This is a genomic window from Nevskia sp. (assembly GCF_051860985.1).
Classification (GTDB): Bacteria; Pseudomonadota; Gammaproteobacteria; order Nevskiales; family Nevskiaceae; genus Nevskia.
Genome location: NZ_JBIMKV010000002.1, coordinates 126,545 through 145,529, shown reverse-complemented (window position 1 = coordinate 145,529; position 18,985 = coordinate 126,545). Strand labels below are relative to the sequence as shown.

Sequence of the window (18,985 nt, the reverse complement as noted above, 5' to 3'; positions counted from 1 at the left end):
ACCGCAGGGCCACGTTTCGGGGTACCGGTGCTCCGGCCGTCGCTTTCGCGCCGGCGTTCGAAGCCACTGCGAGCCGTGCTCGCAAAGCCGTGGCTTCTCACCCCCATCTGTCCTTTCGTACCTGAGCGTTTGGCGCCTTCGGTGGCTCGCCGACCTCGCGAGCGCTCTCCAGAGTGTCCACAGCAGGCAATCCGTTGACCTGAGCGATTCCGGGGGGATTGCGCCTTCGGTGCCGGGGGTTCCGGACTCTCTTGCCTGCAGGTCGAAGTGTAGTCCGATCGCGGGCCGGCCTGCCATCGGCGCTTCATGTTGCGGGCTCAGCATCGCCCACCTGTCCCGTCTGGAGTGCCCCCGATGAAAGCCCGTCTGCGCCGTTGTCTCGTCACCCTCGCCGTTGCCGGCGGCCTGCCGTTCGGCAGCGCCTCCGCCGCCGTCACCCTGCTCGGCACCGGCGCCATCGCTGGCACCGCCACCGACCAGTCCGGCTTCACCGGCGTGCTCGAGGACGGCGTGACCCTGAAGAACCAGATCGGCGGCTTCGGCTCGGCGTTCGCCTACACCGGACGCAGTCAGCGCTTCGTCGCAGCGCCCGACCGCGGCCCGGCCGACGGCGCAACGAGCTATGTCGACCGCCTGTACCGGATCGACATCGGCGTCCGCCAGATCGCACCCTACGGCCCGAACGCCTTCCAGTTCTCGCCGGTGGTGACCGGCACGCTGCTGCTCGCCAACGAAGCCGGCCAGCCGTTCACCGGCAGCAGCGCGGCGTTCGATCCGAGCGGCTCGACCGACAGCCTGCGGCTGGACCCGGAAGGCATCCGCGTCGACGCCTGCGGCACCACCGCCTACATCTCCGACGAGTACGGCCCGTACCTGTACGCGTTCGACCTGGCCAGCGGCCGCCGCCGCAGCGCGATCAAGCTGCCGAACAAGCTGCTGATCGACGCGCCGTCATCGCTGCCGGCCAACGAACTGAACAACAACGCCGCCGGCCGCCAGGCGAACCGCGGCATGGAAGGCCTGGCGATCAGCCCGGACGGCAGCAAGCTCTACGGGCTGATGCAGAACGCGCTGATCCAGGACGGCGCGCTCGGCGCCGGCAATGCCCGGATCAGCACCGGCGCACGCCTGGTGGAGATCACCCTGGCGACCGGCGAACTGCGCGAGTTCTATTACCCGCTGGACGCCGCCAGCAACGGCCTGAACGAAATCCTGGCGGTCAGCGATCACAGCTTCCTGGTCATCGAGCGCGACGGCCGCGCCGGTGCCGCCGCGCAGTTCAAGCGCGTGTTCAGGATCGACATCAGCGGTGCCAGCGACATCCGCAATCTCAAGTCGCTGCCGTCGACCGGCCTGCCGGCCGGCGTCGCGCCGGTTGCCAAGACGCCGTTCCTCGACCTGCTCGATCCCGCCTACGGCCTGGCCGGCGCCGGCTTCCCGGAAAAGATCGAAGGGCTGGCCTTCGGCCCGGATCTGCCGAGCGGCCAGCACAGCCTGCTGGTGACCTCGGACAACGACTTCATGGCCAGCCAGCCGTCGAAGATCTTCGTCTTCGGCATCGACGCGGCCGACCTGCCGGACTACCAGCCGCAGCAGTTCCGCAACTGCCGCTGAGCACGGCCGCCGCCACGAAAAAGCCCCGCGCAAGGCGGGGCTTTTTTGTCATCCGACCGGCCGCATCGGCCGGTCGGACGTCCTGCTTCAGGCCGCCTTGTTGGAGGCCAGGAAGTCCATCGCGAAGCGCTGCAGCACGCCGCCCGCTTCGTAGACCAGCACTTCTTCATCGGAATCCAGACGGCAGGTCATCGGCACTTCGAGCTTCTCGCCGTTCTTGCGCGTGATGACCAGGGTCAGCGTCGTGCGCGGCGCCAGCTTGCCTTCAACGTCGTAGGTTTCGGTGCCGTCCAGACCCAGCGTCAGACGCGTGGTGCCCGGCTTGAACTCCAGCGGCAGCACGCCCATGCCGATGAGATTGGTGCGGTGAATGCGCTCGAAGCCTTCGGCGGCGATCACTTCGACGCCGGCCAGACGCACGCCCTTGGCCGCCCAGTCACGCGAGCTGCCCTGGCCGTAGTCGGCACCGGCGACGATGATCAGCGGCTGCTTGCGTTCCATGTAGGTCTCGATCGCTTCCCACATGCGCACGACCTTGCCGTCCGGCTCGATGCGCGCCAGCGAACCCTTCTTGACCTTGCCGTCGACCACCGCCATCTCGTTGACCAGCTGCGGGTTGGCGAAGGTGGCGCGCTGCGCGGTCAGGTGATCGCCGCGATGCGTCGCGTAGGAATTGAAGTCCTCTTCCGGCACGCCCATCTTGTGCAGGTACTCGCCTGCGGCCGAGTCCATCATGATCGCGTTCGACGGCGACAGATGGTCGGTCGTGATGTTGTCCGGCAGCACCGCCAGCGGGCGCAGGCCCTTCAGGGTGCGGACACCGGCCAGCGCGCCCTCCCAGTACGGCGGACGGCGGATGTAGGTGCTCATCTCGCGCCAGGCATACAGCGGGCTGATGGTCTTGCCGTCGTCGGCCTCCTTCTTGAACATCGGCTCGTAGACGGCGCGGAACTGCGTCGGGTTGACGCTCTTGGCGACCACGGCGTCGATCTCGGCATCGGTCGGCCAGATGTCCTTCAAGGTGACCGGCTTGCCGTTGTTGTCCAGACCCAGCACGTCCTTCTCGATGTCGAAGCGCACGGTGCCGGCAATCGCGTAGGCGACGACCAGCGGCGGGCTCGCCAGGAAGGCCTGCTTCGCATACGGATGGATGCGGCCGTCGAAGTTGCGGTTGCCGGACAGCACGGCGGTGGCATACAGATCGCGATCGATGATTTCCTGCTGGATCTTCGGATCGAGCGCACCGGACATGCCGTTGCAGGTGGTGCAGGCGAAGGCGACGATGCCGAAGCCCAAGTTCTCCAGTTCGCCGAGCAGCTGGGCGTCCTTCAGATAGCTTTCGACGACCTTCGAGCCGGGTGCGAGCGACGACTTCACCCACGGCTTGCGGGTCAGGCCGGCCTTGTTCGCGTTGCGCGCCAGCAGGCCGGCGGCGATCACGTTGCGCGGGTTCGAGGTGTTGGTGCAGCTGGTGATGGCCGCGATGATCACCGCGCCGTCCGGCATCTTGCCGTCCGCCGGCAGCTCCCACGGTGCGGCGATGCCGCGCTCGGCCAGCGCCGAGGTCGGCAGGCGCTTGTGCGGGTTCGACGGGCCGGCCATGTTGCGGACCACGGTGCCGAGATCGAACGTCAGCACGCGCTCGTATTCGGCGGTCGCAAGGCTCTCGGCCCACAGGCCGCAGTGCTTGGCGTAGGTCTCGACCAGCTTGACCTGCTCGTCCGAGCGGCCGGTCAGCTTCAGGTAGTCGATGGTGTTCTTGTCGATGAAGAACATCGCCGCCGTGGCGCCGTATTCCGGCGCCATGTTGGAGATCGTCGCGCGGTCGCCCAGGGTCAGCGCGGCGGCGCCCGGTCCGCGGAATTCGAGGTAGTGGCCGACGACCTTTTCCTTGCGCAGGAATTCGGTCAGCGCCAGCACCACGTCGGTGGCGGTGATGCCCGGGCCCGGCTTGCCGGTCAGCTCCACGCCGGTGATGTCCGGCAGGCGCATCCACGAGGCGCGGCCGAGCATGACGTTCTCGGCTTCCAGGCCGCCGACGCCGATGGCGATGACGCCCAGCGCATCGACGTGCGGCGTGTGGCTGTCGGTGCCGACGCAGGTGTCCGGGAAGGCCACGCCGTCCTGCGTGTAGATCACCGGGCTCATTCGCTCCAGGTTGATCTGATGCATGATCCCGTTGCCCGGCGGGATCACTTCCATGTTCTTGAAGGCCTTCTTGGTCCAGTCGATGAAGTGGAAGCGGTCATCGTTGCGGCGGTCTTCCACGGCGCGGTTCTTGGCGAACGCGTCCTTCTCGAAGCCGCCGTATTCGACCGCCAGCGAGTGGTCGACGATCAGCTGCACCGGCACGACGGGGTTCACCTTGGCAGGATCGCCGCCCATGTCGGCAATCGCATCGCGCAGGCCGGCAAGATCGACCAGCGCGGTCTGGCCCAGGATGTCGTGGCAGACCACGCGCACCGGGAACCACGGGAAATCGAGGTCGCGCTTGCGCTCGATCAGCTGGCCCAGGTACGCATTGACCTTTTCCGGCTCGCCCTTGCGCACCAGATTTTCGGCATGCACGCGGGCGGTGTACGGCAGCTTCGCCCAGGCACCGGGCTGGATGGCGTCGACCGCCGCGCGGGCGTCGAAGTAGTCGAGAGAAGTGCCGGGAAGGTTCTTGCGGTACTGGGTATTCATGGGCGTTTTGAGATCCGGTGCGGCCGAATGCGGGGAACGATGCCTGCTCCCGCCGGGAGGAGGCGGGATGAGGATCTTTCCGTCGGCGCCAGCGCGAACGCCGGAAAGACCCTCACCCGGCCCGCTCCACCACGGAGCGGGCGTGCAGCGGTGTTACTTGCGATCCTTCAGCGGCACGAACTTGAGGTCTTCCGGCCCCACGTAGTTCGCGCTCGGGCGAATGATCTTGCCGTCGATGCGCTGCTCGATGACGTGCGCCGACCAGCCGCTGGTGCGGGCGATCACGAACAACGGGGTGAACATCGCGGTCGGCACGCCCATCACGTGGTAGCTGACGGCCGAGAACCAGTCGAGGTTCGGGAACATCTTCTTGATGTCCCACATCACCGTTTCCAGCCGCTCGGCGATGTCGAACATCTTGGTGCTGCCCGCCTCGATCGACAGTTCCTTGGCGACCTGCTTGATCACCTTGTTGCGCGGATCGCTGACCGTGTAGACCGGGTGGCCGAAGCCGATCACCACTTCCTTCTTTTCGACGCGCGCCTTGATGTCGGCTTCCGCTTCATCCGGGCTGTCGTAGCGCTTCTGGATCTCGAACGCCACTTCGTTGGCGCCGCCGTGCTTCGGGCCGCGCAGCGCGCCGATGCCGCCGGCGATGGCCGAGTACATGTCCGAACCGGTGCCGGCGACCACGCGGCTGGTGAACGTCGACGCGTTGAATTCGTGTTCGGCGTACAGGATCAGGCTGGTGTGCATCGCCTTCACCCACGACTCGCGCGGCTTCTCGCCGTGCAGCAGGTGCAGGAAGTGGCCGCCGATCGAATCGTCGTCAGTCTCGACGTCGATGATGTTGCCGTTGTGGCTGTAGTGGTACCAGTACAGCAGCATCGAGCCGAGGCTGGCCATCAGCTTGTCGGCGATGTCGCGGGCGCCCGGATGGTTGTGGTCGTCCTTCTCCGGCAGCACGCAGCCGAGTGCGGACACGCCGGTGCGCATCACGTCCATCGGATGCGATGCGGCCGGCAGCTGCTCCAGCACGCTCTTCACCGCCGCCGGCAGGCCGCGCAGCGCCTTCAGCTTGGTCTTGTAGGCCTTCAGCTCGGCGGCGTTCGGCAGCTTGCCGTGCACCAGCAGATGGGCGATTTCCTCGAACTCGCAGGCATTGGCGACATCGAGGATGTCGTAGCCGCGGTAATGCAGGTCGTTGCCGGTGCGGCCGACGGTGCACAGCGCGGTGTTGCCGGCAGCGGTGCCGGACAGCGCGACGGACTTCTTCGGCTTGAAGCCGGGGGCGGCGGTGGTTTCGCTCATTCTCAATCTCCGTTTCGGTTGTCGGTCCCGCCGGGGCGGGCGTTCGTTTTCTGATCTAGCGGGTCACGGGATTCCGGCGGGTGCCGGAATGACGCTGCATCTCACCTGGGTCCCGGCTTTCGCCGGGATGACGCTGCGCGTCACTTCTTCTTGGCGGCGAACAGGGCGTCGAGGCGGTTCTCGAACGCGTGGTAGCCGATCCGGTCGTACAGCTCGGCGCGGGTCTGCATCAGCTCGATCACGTCCTTCTGGTGGCCGTTGCCGCGGATCGAGGTGTAGACCGCTTCCGCCGCCTTGTTGGCCGCACGGAACGCGCTCAGCGGATACAGCTGGATCGCCACGCCGACCGAGGCCAGTTCTTCGCGGGTGAACAGCGGGGTGGCGCCGAACTCGGTGATGTTGGCGAGCACCGGCACCTTCACTGCATCGACGAAGCGCTTGTAGGTCGGCAGGTCATAGGCAGCCTCGGCGAAGATGCCGTCGGCGCCGGCTTCGACGCAGGCGATTGAACGCTCGATCGCGGCATCGACACCTTCGGCCTGGATCGCGTCGGTGCGGGCGATGACGAAGAAATCCTGGTCGGTCTTGGCGTCGGCGGCGGCCTTGACGCGGTCGGCCATCTCTTCCTTGGAGACGATTTCCTTGCCCGGCCGGTGGCCGCAGCGCTTGGCGCCGACCTGGTCCTCGATGTGGCAGGCGGCAGCGCCGGCCTTGATCAGCGACTTCACGGTGCGCTCGATGTTGAAGGCGCTGGCACCGAAGCCGGTGTCGATGTCGACCAGCAGCGGCAGGTCGCAGACGTCGGTGATGCGGCGGGTGTCGACCAGCACGTCGTCGAGGTTGTTGATGCCGAGGTCCGGCATGCCCAGCGAGCCGGCCGCCACGCCGCCGCCCGACAGGTAGATCGCCTTGAAGCCGGCGCGCTGGGCCAGCAGCGCATGGTTGGCGTTGATCGCGCCAATCACCTGCAGCGGCGACTCGGCGGCGAGAGCGGCGCGGAAACGGGCACCGGCGGAAGACGTCATGGGGCAACTCCTCGAATGTCGGGCGGACAGCGGGGCCGGCAACCGGCACCCCGAAGGCCCGTCATGAAATGGCAGGCGTGGCTCATAACCAAGACGCGTGCCATCGCGATCGGCGGCCAGACCGCGCCGGCCAATCGATCACAATTTCATGTTTTTATTGAATTTCCCTGGGTTTCGTCATCTGTCACCCGGGCCACCAGGCCCGGCCGTCGGCCGCTTCCAGGGTTTCATGGAACACGCGGAACGTTGCATGAAACATAATGCGCGACATGCTCACGCCCGAATCCCATCTGCCTGCCATCTGGACCGTCAGCGTCACCCGCCTGTCGCGGCTGGTGCAGGAAGTGACGCCGGAATTCGACGGCCGCGCGGCGATCGACACCATCAACCTCGGCTTCGAGGAAGCGGTCACCGAAATCCGCGAGCGGCTGCGCGACGAGGACTGCGATGTCGTGCTGTCGGCCGGTTCCAACGGCGAATACCTGCGCAACCGCATCGACAAGCCGATCGTGCTGGTGCGCCCCGACGGCTTCGACCTGATGCAGGCGCTGACCCGCGCCCGCCATCATGGCGACCGGATCGGCATCGTCAGCTACGGCGACGAGCTGCCGGCGTTCAGCGCCTTCAAGCAGGAGTTCGGCCTGGAGATCGAGCAGCGCGCCTACACCCACACCGAGGACGCCCGCGACCGCGTGGCCGAACTGGTGTCGATCGGTTGTCAGGCGATCGTCGGCACCGGCTATGTGACCGAACTGGCCGATCGGGCCGGCGTGGTCGGCATCCTGATGTATTCGCCGGATTCGATCCGCCGCGCCTTCGAACAGGCGATCGACCTCGCCCGCATGCTGACCCATGCCCGCAGCGGCCAGCGACGCGCGCCGACCCCGCCGGATTCCCGCTACAGCCTGCGCCGGCTGATCGGCAACAGCGAACCGATGGTGGCGCTGCGCGACCAGGTGCGGCTCTATGGCGCCAGCGACCGCACAGTGCTGATCACCGGCGAGACCGGCACCGGCAAGGAACTGGTGGCGCAGGCGCTGCACGGCGCCAGCCCCAGGCGCAGCGCCGCCTTCGTGGCGGTGAACTGCGGCGCGATCGCCGAATCGCTGCTCGAATCGGAGCTGTTCGGCTACGCCGACGGCGCCTTCACCGGCTCGCGGCGAGGTGGCCGCATCGGTCTGATCGAAGCCGCCAACGGCGGCACGCTGTTCCTCGACGAGATCGGCGAGATGCCACTGGCCCTGCAGACCCGCCTGCTGCGGGTGCTGGAGGAACGCGAAGTGCTGCGAGTCGGCAGCGTGCGGGCGACGCCGGTCGATGTCCGGGTGATTGCCGCCACCCACTGCGAACTCGACGCACTGGTCCGCGAAGGCCGCTTCCGGCGCGATCTCTACTACCGGCTGAACGTGCTGCGCATCGCGCTGGCGCCGCTGCGCGACCATGCCGATGACGTGCCGCTGCTGCTGATGAGCTTCCTGCGCGCCACCGGTGCCGGGCCGATGGTGATCGACGGTCCGGCCGAGGCGGCGCTGCTGCGCCACGACTGGCCCGGCAACATCCGCGAACTGCGCAATCTGGCCGAGCGGATCGCCGTGCTCGGCCCGGCGGAATCGCCGCTGGCGGCGCTGACCCGGCCGCTGCTGCTGCGCTGCGCGCCGGAGCTGTTCGCCGCCGGCAGCGCGGCCGCGCCGACCCGCGCGATCGCCGCCGCCGGCAGCATCGAGGGCGCATCTCCGGTGGCGGCGTCGTCCGCATCGCCCGCCCGCAAGCGCCCGGAAGCGGCGGCGCTGGCGGCGCTGCTGGCCGCGCACCGCGGCCAGCGCGGCGCGGTGGCGCAGGCGCTGGGCGTGTCGCGCAGCACGCTGTGGCGCTGGCTGCAGGAAGACGGCGCGGCCTGAAGCCCGCCGCGCGCCAGCGCTCGACGGCCGGCTGCGCATGCGAACATCGACGCCCGACCGGATCGACTCCTGAGATGGCCAAGCTGTACTTCCGCTATGCCGCGATGAACGCCGGCAAATCGACCGCGCTGCTGCAGGTGGCGCACAACTACGAGGAGCGCGGCCAGCGCGTCGAGCTGTTCACGTCGGCGCTCGACGTGCGCTCCGGCTACGGCCGCATCGCCTCGCGGCTGGGCCTGTCCCGCGAGGCCGAAGCGTATTCGGCGACCACCGATTTCGAAGCGCTGTACCGGCTGCGCAGCGCGCCGTCCTGCGTGCTGATCGACGAGGCGCAGTTCCTGAGCGCCGGACAGGTGACGCAGTTGCACCGGATCGCGCACCTGTGCGGCATTCCGGTGATCTGCTACGGCATCCGCAGCGATTTTCGCGGCGACGCCTTTCCCGGCTCGCGCGCGCTGCTGACGCTGGCCGATGACCTGGAGGAGATGAAGACGGTCTGCCGCTGCGGCCGGAAGGCGACCATGAACCTGCGTTTCGACGCTTCCGGCCAGCAGACGCTGTTCGGCGAACAGGTCGAGATCGGCGGCGAGGAACGCTACGAAGCCGTCTGCGCGCGCCGCTTCTACACCGGCAGCTGCTGACCGGCGACCGCGCGCCGGCGTGAACGCTCAGGCCCGGACCGGCTCAGGCGCCGTGCGCGTCCATCAGCGTCTGGGCGGCGTGCAGCGCGCTGACCACCGGGCCGCCTTTCGGAAAGGTCAGCCGCGCCAGATAGCCGCCTTCCATCAGCAGCATCAGCGCATCGCCGAGCTGCTCGGGATCACGCGCCTTCATCGCCGCGGCCAGCGCCCGGAAGCGGCGGCGGATCTCGCTCTTGTGGCTGACCACGACAGCCCGGCCGGGGTGGTCGTCCTCGACGATCTCGACTGCCGCATTGGCCAGCCCGCAGCCACGCGATTCCTTCGAGCAGGTCTTGTTGACGTGCGCCGCGAACAACGCCTCGACCTGCTGGCGCGGCTGGTTCCGGTACGGCGCGACGACCTCGTCCCACCAGCTCCAGAAGTGGGCGTCCTTGTGGCGCAGATAGTCGGCCACCAGCTCGTCCTTGGACGGAAAGCTGCGGTAGAAACTCATCTTGTTGGTGCCGGCAGCATTGACGATGGCGTCGATGCCGACCGCGCGGATGCCGTGCCGGTAGAACAGCTCGCAGGCCGTCTCGAAGATGCGGTCGCGCACGCGCGGCCCCGCGGCCGGTTCGCAGGCAGGCAGGTCTTCGGGCTTGGCGACGCTCATCTCACGGCACTCGCGGTCCTGGGATTCGATGCACTTGACAGGCATGTTACCGATCAGTAACTTCGCCGCCACTGTTACCGATCGGTAACAGCACCGGGCGGACGATGTTGCAATAGTGTGTCGACACGCTGCAACACCGGGTGTCGCGCCGGAGACCCCTCAGGAGAACTGCAGATGAGCAAGATTGCCCTGATCACCGGTGCCGCCAAAGGCATCGGCTTTGAAACCGCCCGCCAGCTGGCGCAGGCCGGCGTCCACGTGATCGTCGCCGCGCGCAGCCAGGACAAGGCCGATGCCGCCGTTGCCGGGCTGAAGGCCGAAGGCCTGCCGGTCGAGGCGCTGGCGCTGGAAGTCACCGACGCTGCCAGCATCGCGGCCGCCGCCGCTGCGGTGGCCGCCCGCCACGGGCGGCTGGACATCCTGATCAACAACGCCGGCGTCATGCACGACGACCCGGCGAAGAAGGTCAGCGAGCAGTCGCTCGACACCTGGCGCAGCACCTTCGACACCAACCTGTTCGGCGTCATCGCGGTGACCCAGGCGTTCCTGCCGCTGCTGCGCAAGTCGGCCGCCGGACGCATCGTCAACCTGTCGAGCATCCTCGGCTCCAATACGCTGCACGCCACGCCTGGCTCGCCGATCTACGATTTCAAGGTGCCGGCCTACAACGTCTCCAAGACCGCGCTGAACGGCTGGACCGTGCAGCTGGCCTACGAGCTGCGCGACACCGCGATCAAGGTCAACGCCGCACATCCCGGCCACGTGCAGACCGACATGGGCGGCCCGAACGCGCCGATGGCGATCACCGATGGCGCGAAGACCAGCGTGCGGCTGGCGCTGCTGCCGGCCGATGGCCCGAACGGCGGCTACTTCCACATGGGCGACACGCTGCCCTGGTAAGCGGGCAACCGCTCGCGCACCCATCCGACCCTGATTCCTTACCCCGCTTTTACGGAGCATCCCGATGACCCAGAAGCTGCTCACGCCGATCAAGGTCGGCCCGCTGACCCTGCCGAATCGCCTGGTGATGGCGCCGCTGACCCGTGCCCGCGCCGGCATCACCCACGTGCCGAACGCGCTGATGGCGGAGTACTACAGCCAGCGCGCCAGCGCCGGGCTGATCATGACCGAGTGCTCGATGGTCGCCGAGGACGCCAGCGCCTTCATCGGCGAAGGCGGCATCTTCAACGACGCCACCGTCGCCGGCTGGAAGCAGGTCACCGACGCCGTCCACGCCAAGGGCGGCCGGATCATCATGCAGATCTGGCATCCGGGCCGGGCCGCGCATTCAGGCATCAACAACGTGCAGCCGATCTCCTCGGCGGCGGTCGCCATTCCCGATGAAACCCACACGCTGAAGGGCAAGTTGCCGTACGAAGTGCCGCGCGTGCTCGCCGAGTCCGAACTGCCCGGCATTGTCGAGCTGTTCCGCAAGGCTGCCGAGCGCGCGAAGGCCGCCGGCTTCGATGGCGTGCAGATCCACGGAGCCCACGGCTATCTGATCGACCAGTTCCTGCGCGACAGCCACAACAACCGTACCGACGGCTACGGCGGCACGCTGGAAAAGCGCGCCCGCCTGCTGCTGGAAGTCACCGATGCCGCGATCAGCGTGTTCGGCGCCGGCGGCGTGTCGATCCGCATCTCGCCGCTGGTGGCGTTCAACAACATGAGCGACTCCAATCCGAAGGCGCTGGTCGAGTACGTGGCCAAGGAAATGTCGAAGCGCGGCATCGCTTTCTTCGAACTGCGCCACGAACAGTGGGATCGCCCGGAGGAACTGGAACTGGCGAAGATCGCCCGCGCCCACTTCAAGGGCGTGCTGATGCTCAACGGCGGCTTCGACCAGGCCAGCGGCGAGGCGGCGGTGGCCGAAGGCCGCGCCGATGCCATCGTCTACGGCAAGCCGTTCATCGCCAATCCGGATCTGGTGCAGCGCTTCGAGACCGGCGCGGCGCTGAACGCGGTCGACTTCGGCACGCTGTACGGCGGCGCCGAACACGGCTACACGGACTACCCGCCGCTGGCTGCCGCAGCGGCCTGAGCGGCGGCGCCATCCGGCCCCCACCACCCGCTGTGCGCGACCACGACCCCGCCCTGCCGCCGCACCGCAGCCGGCGGGGTTTCCACAATCCGCCGGGCTCGCCGCGGGCGCGCGGCAGCACGGCCGACTGGCTGCGCTTCCTGCGCGATGTCAGCTTCGGCCCGCGCGCGCTGCGCCAGCCGGCGCTGCCCGCCGGCCATGTGCTCGATGCGGAACAGGCCTGCGCCCAGCTGGCCGCGCATCAGGACCGCGACAGCCTGACCTGGCTCGGCCATGCCTGCTTCCTGATCCGCATCGATGGCCGCGCGGTGCTGACCGATCCCTATCTCAGCCCGTATGCCGGGCCGCTGCCTGGCCTTGGGCCGAAACGCTTCGCCGGCACCGGTCTTCCGATCGACCGGCTGCCGAAGCTCGATGCCATCCTGCTGTCGCACAACCACTACGACCATCTCGATGCGGTGGCGCTGCGGCAGCTCGCCGCCGATCACCGCGACACCCCATTCTTGGTGCCGCTGGGGCTGGTGCCGATCATCCGCCGGCTCGGCTTCCGCAACGTCCACGAGCTGGACTGGGGCCAGGCACACACCAGCGACGGCCTGACCGTCACCGCGCTGCCGGCGGTGCATTTCTCGTCGCGCACGCCGTTCGATCGCAACCGCACGCTGTGGTGCGGCTTCGGCCTGCGCAGCGCCCACCATCACCTCTACTTCGCCGGCGATACCGGCTGGGGCGAGGTCTTCGAACACGTCGGTCGGCGCTTCGGTCCGTTCGACGTCGGTCTGGTGCCGATCGGCGCCTACGAACCCCGGGCACTCATGCAAGCGGTGCACGCCAGTCCCGAGGAAGCCGTGCGCATCGGCCGCGCGCTGCAGGCGCGGCGTCTGGTGGCGATGCACTGGGGCACCATCGCGCTGACCACCGAGCCGGCCTTCGAACCGCCGGGCCGCTTCCTGCAGGCGGCGCAGGCCAGCGGCTATGACGACGACGATCGCTGGGTGATGCGGATCGGTGAAACCCGGGCGCTGGACCGGCGCTAGACGAGCACCATCTGCGTGCAACGAAACGATGCGATCAGCTTGCCGGCATCGTTGAACACTTCCGAATCCCAGACCTGCGTCGTGCGGCCCCGGTGCTTCGAGGTCGTCGTGCAGTGGACGTGGCCATCCAGCGCCGTGCCGAAGAAATTGGTCTTCAGCTCGATCGTCGTGAAGCCTTTCGCTCCTTTCGGCAGATGCGCCACCGTCGCGTAGCCGGCGCAGGTGTCGGCCAGCGCCACGATGCTGGCGGCGTGCAGGAAGCCGTTCGGCGCATAGTGCCGGCGCTCGACCTTCATCCGGCCGGTCAGCCGGCCCTCGCCGATCTCGAGGATTTCCAGACCCAGCAGGTCCGGCAAGGTGCCGGCCTGCAGCTTCATGAATGATTCGGGGGTGATCTCGGGGCGCAGTTCGCTCATCTCGGCACTCGGGTCGTCATTCGGGGCGTGAAGGTGGACGGCCGGGCTCGCAACCCGCCGCGCGACATCTTGCCCGAGGCCCGCTGCCACTGCGGCGAGGTTCGCCAGCGCCGGGCAGCCGCTCGGGAAACGTACCGGGAACTGTTCCCGCGTTCGCCGGCCAGCCCGGCGATGCCGCTGGCAAGTGTCTGATAAGTCTGGCGAGTGACTGTCCTGATGGGCGCTGTCCTGATTGACGCTGCCGCCGGCCGCCGGATTCACTGCCGCCGTCGCCGCTGAGTGGCGACGCGCAGCACCACCGGAACCTTCAGGAGCATCCCCATGCGTGCACTGGCATTTCTCGGCGCCGGCAAGGTCGGCATCATCGACAAGCCCATCCCCGAACCCGGCTTCGGCGACGCCGTGATCCGCACCACGGCCTCGCTGATCTGCACCTCCGATGTCCACACGGTGGCCGGCACCATCGCCATTCCCGAAGGCCGCGTGCTGGGCCACGAAAGCGTCGGCGTGGTCCATGCCGTCGGCGCCGGCGTCACCGGCTTCCGGCCGGGCGATCGGGTCGCGGTCAACGCGGTGACGCCGTGCGGGCACTGCAATCCCTGCCAGCGTGGCCATGCCTCGCAGTGCGGCGGCATGCTCGGCGGCTACAAGTTCACCGCGCAGAAGGACGGCAACCTCGCCGAGTACTTCCACGTCAACGACGCCGATTTCAATCTGGTCTCGATCCCCGACGACCTGAGCGACGAACAGGCGCTGTACGCGACCGACATGCTGTCCACCGGCTTTGTCGGCGTCGAACAGGCCGACATCCCGCTCGGCGGTTCGGTGGCGATCTTCGCCCAGGGGCCGGTCGGCCTGTCGGCGACCATCGGCGCCAAGCTGCGCGGCGCCGGCCTGATCATCGCCATCGAATCGCGGCCGGAACGCGCGGCGCTGGCGCGCAGCTACGGCGCCGATGTGGTGCTCGATCCGCGCCGTGACGACCTGGTCGCAGAAATCATCGCCCTGACCGGCGACGGCGTCGACGCCGCCATCGACGCACTCGGCAGCCAGCAGACCTTCGAAGCCTGCGTGAAGGCAACGCGCCCGGGCGGCGTGATCTCCAACATCGGCTACCACGGCGACGGCTACTCCAGCCTGAGCATCCCGCTGCCGGAGTTCGGCCTCGGCATGGGCAACAAGACCATCCGCACCGCGCTGTGCCCCGGCGGCCGGGAGCGCATGGAACGGCTGTTCAAGCTGATCGGCGGCGGTCGCTTCGATCCGACCCGGATGACCACCCATCGCTTCCGCTTCGACGACGTCGTCGAAGGCTTCCAGATGATGCGCGACAAGCGCGACAACATCATCAAGCCGCTGGTCATCTACTGAGTCCGGCCGGCTGACGGGGCGCGGCGCGCGACGGCCGCTCGGGTGCGCCGGCGCGCAGCCGGCCGCTACACTCGGCCCATGCCTGTCAGCGCCGATCACCCGATGGCCGGATGCTCGGGGGTCACCGACCCCCTGGCCTGGATCGACGCCGTCGCCGCGCAATTGCCGGACACCCTGCTGGCGCTGTCGAACCAGAACTCCGGCAGCTTCCATCCCGACGGCGTCGACGCCACGGCCGCGCAGCTGCTGGCACTGCTGGCGCCGCTGGAGGCAACAGTCGAGCGGATCGCGCTGCCGGCCTTCACCAGCACCGACGATCGCGGCGCGCGCGTGCAGCGGCCGATCGGCCAGGCGCTGCGGCTGCGCAAGCGGCCGGAAGCGCCGCTGCGGGTTTTCCTCGGCGGCCATCTGGACACCGTGTTCGGGCCCGCACACCCGTTCCAGACGGCACGCTGGCGCGATGCCGAGCACCTCAACGGCCCTGGCGTCGCCGATCTGAAAGGCGGCCTGCTGGTGATGGCGCTGGTGCTCGGCGCGCTGGAGCGCAGCCCGCATCGCGAGCGGATCGGCTGGGAAGTGCTGCTGAATCCTGACGAGGAAATCGGCAGCACCGGCTCGGCGCCGCTGCTGGTCGAAGCGGCAGCGCGCAACCATTTCGGCCTGATCTTCGAGCCGGCCTACGCGGACGGCGGCCTCGCTTCGGCGCGCAAGGGCAGCGGCAATTTCGACCTGGTGATCGAAGGCCGCGCCGCCCACGCCGGCCGCAATCCGGAGGACGGCCGCAATGCCATCGCGCTGGCAGCAGAGCTGGCGCTGGCGCTGCACGCGCTGAACGGCCAGCGCGACGGGCTGACGGTCAACCTCGGCTACTGCCACGGCGGCGGCGCGCTGAACATCGTCCCGGATCGGGCGGTGCTGAAATTCAACGTGCGCTGCGCCGATGCCGGCGACGCCTGCTGGCTCGAGGAGCAGCTGGACCTGCTGCTGACCCGCGCCAACGACCGCAACGGCTTCCGGATACAGCGCTTCGGCGGCTTCACGCGGCCGCCGAAGCCGCTCAGCGCCGGCATCGCCCAGCTGCAGGCCCTGCTCACCGACTGCGGCCGCGAACAGGGCCTGGCGCTGCAGTTCCGGCCGACCGGCGGCTGCTGCGATGGCAACAATCTTGCGGCGGCCGGCCTGGCCAATCTCGACAACCTCGGCGTGGTCGGCGGCGACATCCACTCCGATCGCGAATGGATGCGCTGGTCCAGCGTCGCCGAACGAGCCCGGCTCAGCGCCCGGCTGCTGCTGTCGCTGGCCAGCGGCAGCCGCAGCTGGAACGCCGCGCAGTGACGCCCGCGCGGCCGTTCGGGTCATCATCGCGGCCGCTGCAACCGGGGTCGCAGCCGCTGTCGCAGCCAGGACTGTTCCCGTCGTTCCACCGTCGCCAGCCGCTGCCATGAAGATCATCCGCCCGATCCGCCACGACGACCTGCCCGCGCTGCTCGACATGGCGCGCAATGCCGGCGCCGGCTTCACCTCGCTGCCGCCGGTGCCGGAATTCCTGGCCGCCAAGATCGCGCTCAGCGAGGCCTCGTTCGCGGCCGATGTCCACACGCCCGGCCACCAGCGCTACCTGTTCGTGATGGAGGAAACCGAGACCGGCGACATCGGTGCCGCCTGCGCGATCGAGGCCGCCTGCGGGCTGGACGAGGCGTTCTACAACTACCGGGTCGGTCTCGCCGTGCATGCCTCGCGCGAGCTGGGCATCTACAACAGCGTGCCGACGCTGTACCTGTCGAACGACCTGACCGGCAGCAGCGTGCTCTGCTCGCTGTACCTGCGGCCGGATTTCCGCGGCCTCGGCGCCGGCAAGCTGCTGTCGAAATGCCGGTTCCTGTTCATGGCCCACCATCCGCAACGCTTCGCGAAGAAGGTGATCGCCGAGATGCGCGGCGTGTCCGACGAGCAGGGCCGCTCGCCGTTCTGGGAAGGGCTGGGCCGGCATTTCTTCACCGTCGACTACGCCCATGCCGAGCACATCGTCGGCACCGGCAACAAGGCCTTCATCGCCGAGCTGATGCCGCCGCATCCGATCTACACGGTGCTGCTGCCGGAGGCCGCGCGCGCCGTGATGGGCCAGGTGCATCCGGAAACCGCGCCGGCGCTGCACCTGCTGGAACAGGAAGGTTTCCGCTACCAGGGCTACATCGACATCTTTGACGGCGGCCCCAGTGTCGAGGCGCCGCTGGAGGACATCCGCAGCATCCGCCGCGCCCAGGTGCTGACCGTGTTCGTCGGCAAGCCGGCCGCCGGCGCGCCCTGCCTGATCGCCAACACCGAGCTGGCGAACTTCCGCTGCGCTTACGCCGAGTACGCGATCAAGAACGGCCACATCACGCTGCCGGCCGAACTGGCAGCGGCGCTGGAAGTGGATGGCGGCGACGAGGTACGGGTCAGCCTGATCAGCTGAAGACGCTGCAGCGGCAGCGTTCAGTCACCGTCGCCGTCGTCGCCCAGCTGCCGCCAGGCGGCGCTGCGCACCACCGCCGGGCCGGTACCGCGCAGCTGCCAGCGCGCGGCCAGCCCCAGCCGGTCGGCCAGCGGCAAGCCCGCCGCCGGACCGAGCACGGTCAGCGCCGTTGCCCAGCCATCCGCTTCGCGGCACAGCGGGTGGATCACGGTGACCGCCGCCGGCGCCTCGGCCAGCGGCGCGCCGCTGCGCGGGTCCAGCGTGTGGGCATAGCGGCGGCCCGCGTGCTCGACATGCCGCACGGCATCGCCGGACGTGGCGATGCTCAGGCCATCGAGCGCGACCCGCGCCGGGCACGGCGCCAGGCCCTCCGGCAGCTCGGCATCGACCCACCACGGCAGTCCGTCAGGCTTCACGCCCTGCCCGCGCAGTTCGCCGCCGATCTCCACCAGGTGATGCGCGAAGCCGGCCCGTTCCAGCCAGACGGCCAGCCGGTCGACCGCGTGGCCCTTGGCGATCGCCGAAAAATCCAGCTGCACGCCGCCCGGCTGCAGCAGGCCATCGCCGTCCCGCTGCAACTGCTGCCAGCCGACCCGCCGGCGCGCGGCCGCGAGATCGGCCGCAGGCGGCGGCAGCGGCTGCGGGCCGGGCGGCCCGAAACCCCAGAGATCGACCAGCGGGCCGGCGGTCGGGTCCAGCGCGCCGTCGCTGAGCCGGGCGATGTCCAGCGCCCCTTCCAGCACGGCGCTGAAATCCGCCGGCAGGCGCATGCGGCTGCCGGCCTTCGCGCGGTTGTAGCGGCACAGGGCCGACTCCGGCGCCCAGTGGCTGAGCTGGGCGACGAGATCGGCCAGCACGGCGTCGATGCCGGCGCGAATCGCTTCGACCGCGACCGGCGCCCGCGCCACGAAACGTACCGACCAGCCGGTGCCCATGGTCTGGCCGTCAAGCCGCCAGATCCGGCCGACGATATCAGGGCCCGCCTCGGTGGCGGCGCTGAACCGCGTCGGGATGAGGACTTCCGGCGCCATGCCTCAGGGCGACAGCACTTCGACCGTCGCCGTATAGCTCGCCCGCCGCTCCTTGGCCTGCGGCACGCTGGCCTTGGCGTCCTGCACGCTGGCGCTGATCCAGTGCAGGCCCGGTTCGCTCCAGCGCAGGCTGAGCACGCCGTCGCCATCGGTCTTCAGGTGCTGCTCGCCGATGGCACTGCGGTAGCGGGTGCCGTCGCGGATCACCTCGACCTCCAGCCCCGCCGCCGGCTTGCCGTCGAGCAGGAAACGGAAGCGGGCGTCTTCGCCGACGAACAGGTCGGCGATGCCGGACAGCGGCACCAGTTCGAGCCCCCGGCCGGTCGGCTTCAGCGCGCCGTCGTTCGGCTTGCCAGCGGTGGCGAAGGTATCGATCCGGCCCTGCGATTCGCTGACCTTCAGGCCCTTGGCCTTGGCCGGCACTTCGGTGGCGAATGTGGCCGCGGTGCCGCGCCAGCGCTTCGGCTTGCCGTCTTCTTCCCAGCTCGCCATCAGGCCGTCGTTGAGCACCGAGATGCGGTAGGTGCCGGGCTGCTTGAGTTGCAGGTCGAAGGTCGAGCGCAGCTTGCCGGTCGAGGCGTTTTCCGGCGCCACGGTGCTGCCATCGGGCGCGACGATCACCAGGTTGTCGAGGCGCAGGGCGTTGTGGTCACGGACGAAGGGCTCGGTGGAAACGCCGGCGTCGACGGTGATCCACTGGTCGACATCAAGCACGGTCTTCGACGGTGCCAGCCAGCCCTTGTGGGCGCTGGCGGCGAACGGCAGCAGCGCGGCCGCGAGCAGCAGGATGCGGGGGATACGGTTCATG

16 protein-coding genes and 2 riboswitches are annotated in these 18,985 nt (G+C 68.8%); of the genes, 9 read left to right on the top strand and 7 right to left on the bottom strand.

The features are described 5' to 3' along the window. Window positions 1-106: 106 nt before the first annotated feature. Window positions 107-173, bottom strand: a riboswitch (glycine riboswitch). Between the two features lie 4 nt (window positions 174-177). Continuing rightward, window positions 178-264, bottom strand: a riboswitch (glycine riboswitch). 90 nt (window positions 265-354) lie between these two features. After that, window positions 355-1,614 (top strand): esterase-like activity of phytase family protein, encoded by a 1,260-nt coding sequence (locus ACTIGJ_RS02930; RefSeq protein ID WP_439638784.1) that lies wholly within the window; start codon window positions 355-357, stop codon window positions 1,612-1,614. Between the two features lie 87 nt (window positions 1,615-1,701). Here ACTIGJ_RS02930 and acnD read toward each other — a convergent pair whose 3' ends face one another. The 3 genes from acnD to prpB form a co-directional block, all read right to left on the bottom strand. Then, the gene (acnD, locus tag ACTIGJ_RS02925) at window positions 1,702-4,299 is read right to left on the bottom strand and encodes a Fe/S-dependent 2-methylisocitrate dehydratase AcnD (RefSeq protein ID WP_439638783.1); all 2,598 of its coding nucleotides are present in this window, start codon (window positions 4,297-4,299) and stop codon (window positions 1,702-1,704) included. Window positions 4,300-4,452: 153 nt separating this feature from the next. Then, window positions 4,453-5,610, bottom strand: coding sequence for a bifunctional 2-methylcitrate synthase/citrate synthase (prpC, locus tag ACTIGJ_RS02920; RefSeq protein WP_439638782.1), 1,158 nt, complete (start codon window positions 5,608-5,610; stop codon window positions 4,453-4,455). Between the two features lie 140 nt (window positions 5,611-5,750). After that, the gene (gene prpB / locus ACTIGJ_RS02915; RefSeq protein WP_439638781.1) at window positions 5,751-6,635 is read right to left on the bottom strand and encodes a methylisocitrate lyase; all 885 of its coding nucleotides are present in this window, start codon (window positions 6,633-6,635) and stop codon (window positions 5,751-5,753) included. 269 nt (window positions 6,636-6,904) lie between these two features. Between prpB and prpR the strand changes: the two genes are divergently transcribed. After that, complete coding sequence (gene prpR, locus ACTIGJ_RS02910) at window positions 6,905-8,533, top strand: propionate catabolism operon regulatory protein PrpR (protein WP_439638780.1); 1,629 nt, start codon at window positions 6,905-6,907, stop codon at window positions 8,531-8,533. A gap of 74 nt (window positions 8,534-8,607) precedes the next feature. Further along, on the top strand, window positions 8,608-9,174 hold the full coding sequence (locus tag ACTIGJ_RS02905; RefSeq protein ID WP_439638779.1) for a thymidine kinase: 567 nt from the start codon (window positions 8,608-8,610) through the stop codon (window positions 9,172-9,174). A gap of 43 nt (window positions 9,175-9,217) precedes the next feature. Here ACTIGJ_RS02905 and ACTIGJ_RS02900 read toward each other — a convergent pair whose 3' ends face one another. Continuing rightward, a complete protein-coding gene (locus tag ACTIGJ_RS02900) occupies window positions 9,218-9,826 on the bottom strand; it encodes a TetR/AcrR family transcriptional regulator (protein ID WP_439638778.1) in 609 nt (202 codons plus the stop codon). A 168-nt stretch (window positions 9,827-9,994) separates the two neighbouring features. Here ACTIGJ_RS02900 and ACTIGJ_RS02895 point away from each other — a divergent pair, with 168 nt between their 5' ends. From ACTIGJ_RS02895 to ACTIGJ_RS02885, 3 genes are all read left to right on the top strand, one after another. Next, window positions 9,995-10,726: an SDR family oxidoreductase gene (locus ACTIGJ_RS02895; protein WP_439638924.1), complete on the top strand. Its 732-nt coding sequence runs from the start codon at window positions 9,995-9,997 to the stop codon at window positions 10,724-10,726. Window positions 10,727-10,790: 64 nt separating this feature from the next. Further along, window positions 10,791-11,867 carry an alkene reductase gene (locus ACTIGJ_RS02890; protein WP_439638777.1) on the top strand — a complete coding sequence of 359 codons (1,077 nt, stop codon included), beginning with the start codon at window positions 10,791-10,793 and terminating at the stop codon, window positions 11,865-11,867. Window positions 11,868-11,899: 32 nt separating this feature from the next. Beyond that, a complete protein-coding gene (locus tag ACTIGJ_RS02885) occupies window positions 11,900-12,904 on the top strand; it encodes an MBL fold metallo-hydrolase (protein WP_439638776.1) in 1,005 nt (334 codons plus the stop codon). Here ACTIGJ_RS02885 and ACTIGJ_RS02880 read toward each other — a convergent pair. Then, window positions 12,901-13,320: a PaaI family thioesterase gene (locus tag ACTIGJ_RS02880; RefSeq protein WP_439638775.1), complete on the bottom strand. Its 420-nt coding sequence runs from the start codon at window positions 13,318-13,320 to the stop codon at window positions 12,901-12,903. The two genes, ACTIGJ_RS02885 and ACTIGJ_RS02880, sit on opposite strands and share 4 nt — an antisense overlap. 321 nt (window positions 13,321-13,641) lie before the next feature. Here ACTIGJ_RS02880 and ACTIGJ_RS02875 point away from each other — a divergent pair, with 321 nt between their 5' ends. The 3 genes from ACTIGJ_RS02875 (at window position 13,642) to astA (ending at window position 17,146) form a co-directional block, all read left to right on the top strand. Continuing rightward, window positions 13,642-14,691: an NAD(P)-dependent alcohol dehydrogenase gene (locus ACTIGJ_RS02875; RefSeq protein ID WP_439638774.1), complete on the top strand. Its 1,050-nt coding sequence runs from the start codon at window positions 13,642-13,644 to the stop codon at window positions 14,689-14,691. Between the two features lie 78 nt (window positions 14,692-14,769). After that, on the top strand, window positions 14,770-16,026 hold the full coding sequence (locus tag ACTIGJ_RS02870; protein ID WP_439638773.1) for a hydrolase: 1,257 nt from the start codon (window positions 14,770-14,772) through the stop codon (window positions 16,024-16,026). 106 nt (window positions 16,027-16,132) lie between these two features. Then, window positions 16,133-17,146: an arginine N-succinyltransferase gene (gene astA, locus ACTIGJ_RS02865; protein WP_439638772.1), complete on the top strand. Its 1,014-nt coding sequence runs from the start codon at window positions 16,133-16,135 to the stop codon at window positions 17,144-17,146. A 20-nt stretch (window positions 17,147-17,166) separates the two neighbouring features. On the opposite strand, the gene ACTIGJ_RS02860 is transcribed toward astA, so the two are convergent. Continuing rightward, window positions 17,167-18,177: an FAD:protein FMN transferase gene (locus tag ACTIGJ_RS02860; protein WP_439638771.1), complete on the bottom strand. Its 1,011-nt coding sequence runs from the start codon at window positions 18,175-18,177 to the stop codon at window positions 17,167-17,169. Between the two features lie 3 nt (window positions 18,178-18,180). Next, on the bottom strand, window positions 18,181-18,984 hold the full coding sequence (locus ACTIGJ_RS02855) for a DUF4198 domain-containing protein (protein ID WP_439638770.1): 804 nt from the start codon (window positions 18,982-18,984) through the stop codon (window positions 18,181-18,183). Window position 18,985: the final 1 nt, after the last annotated feature.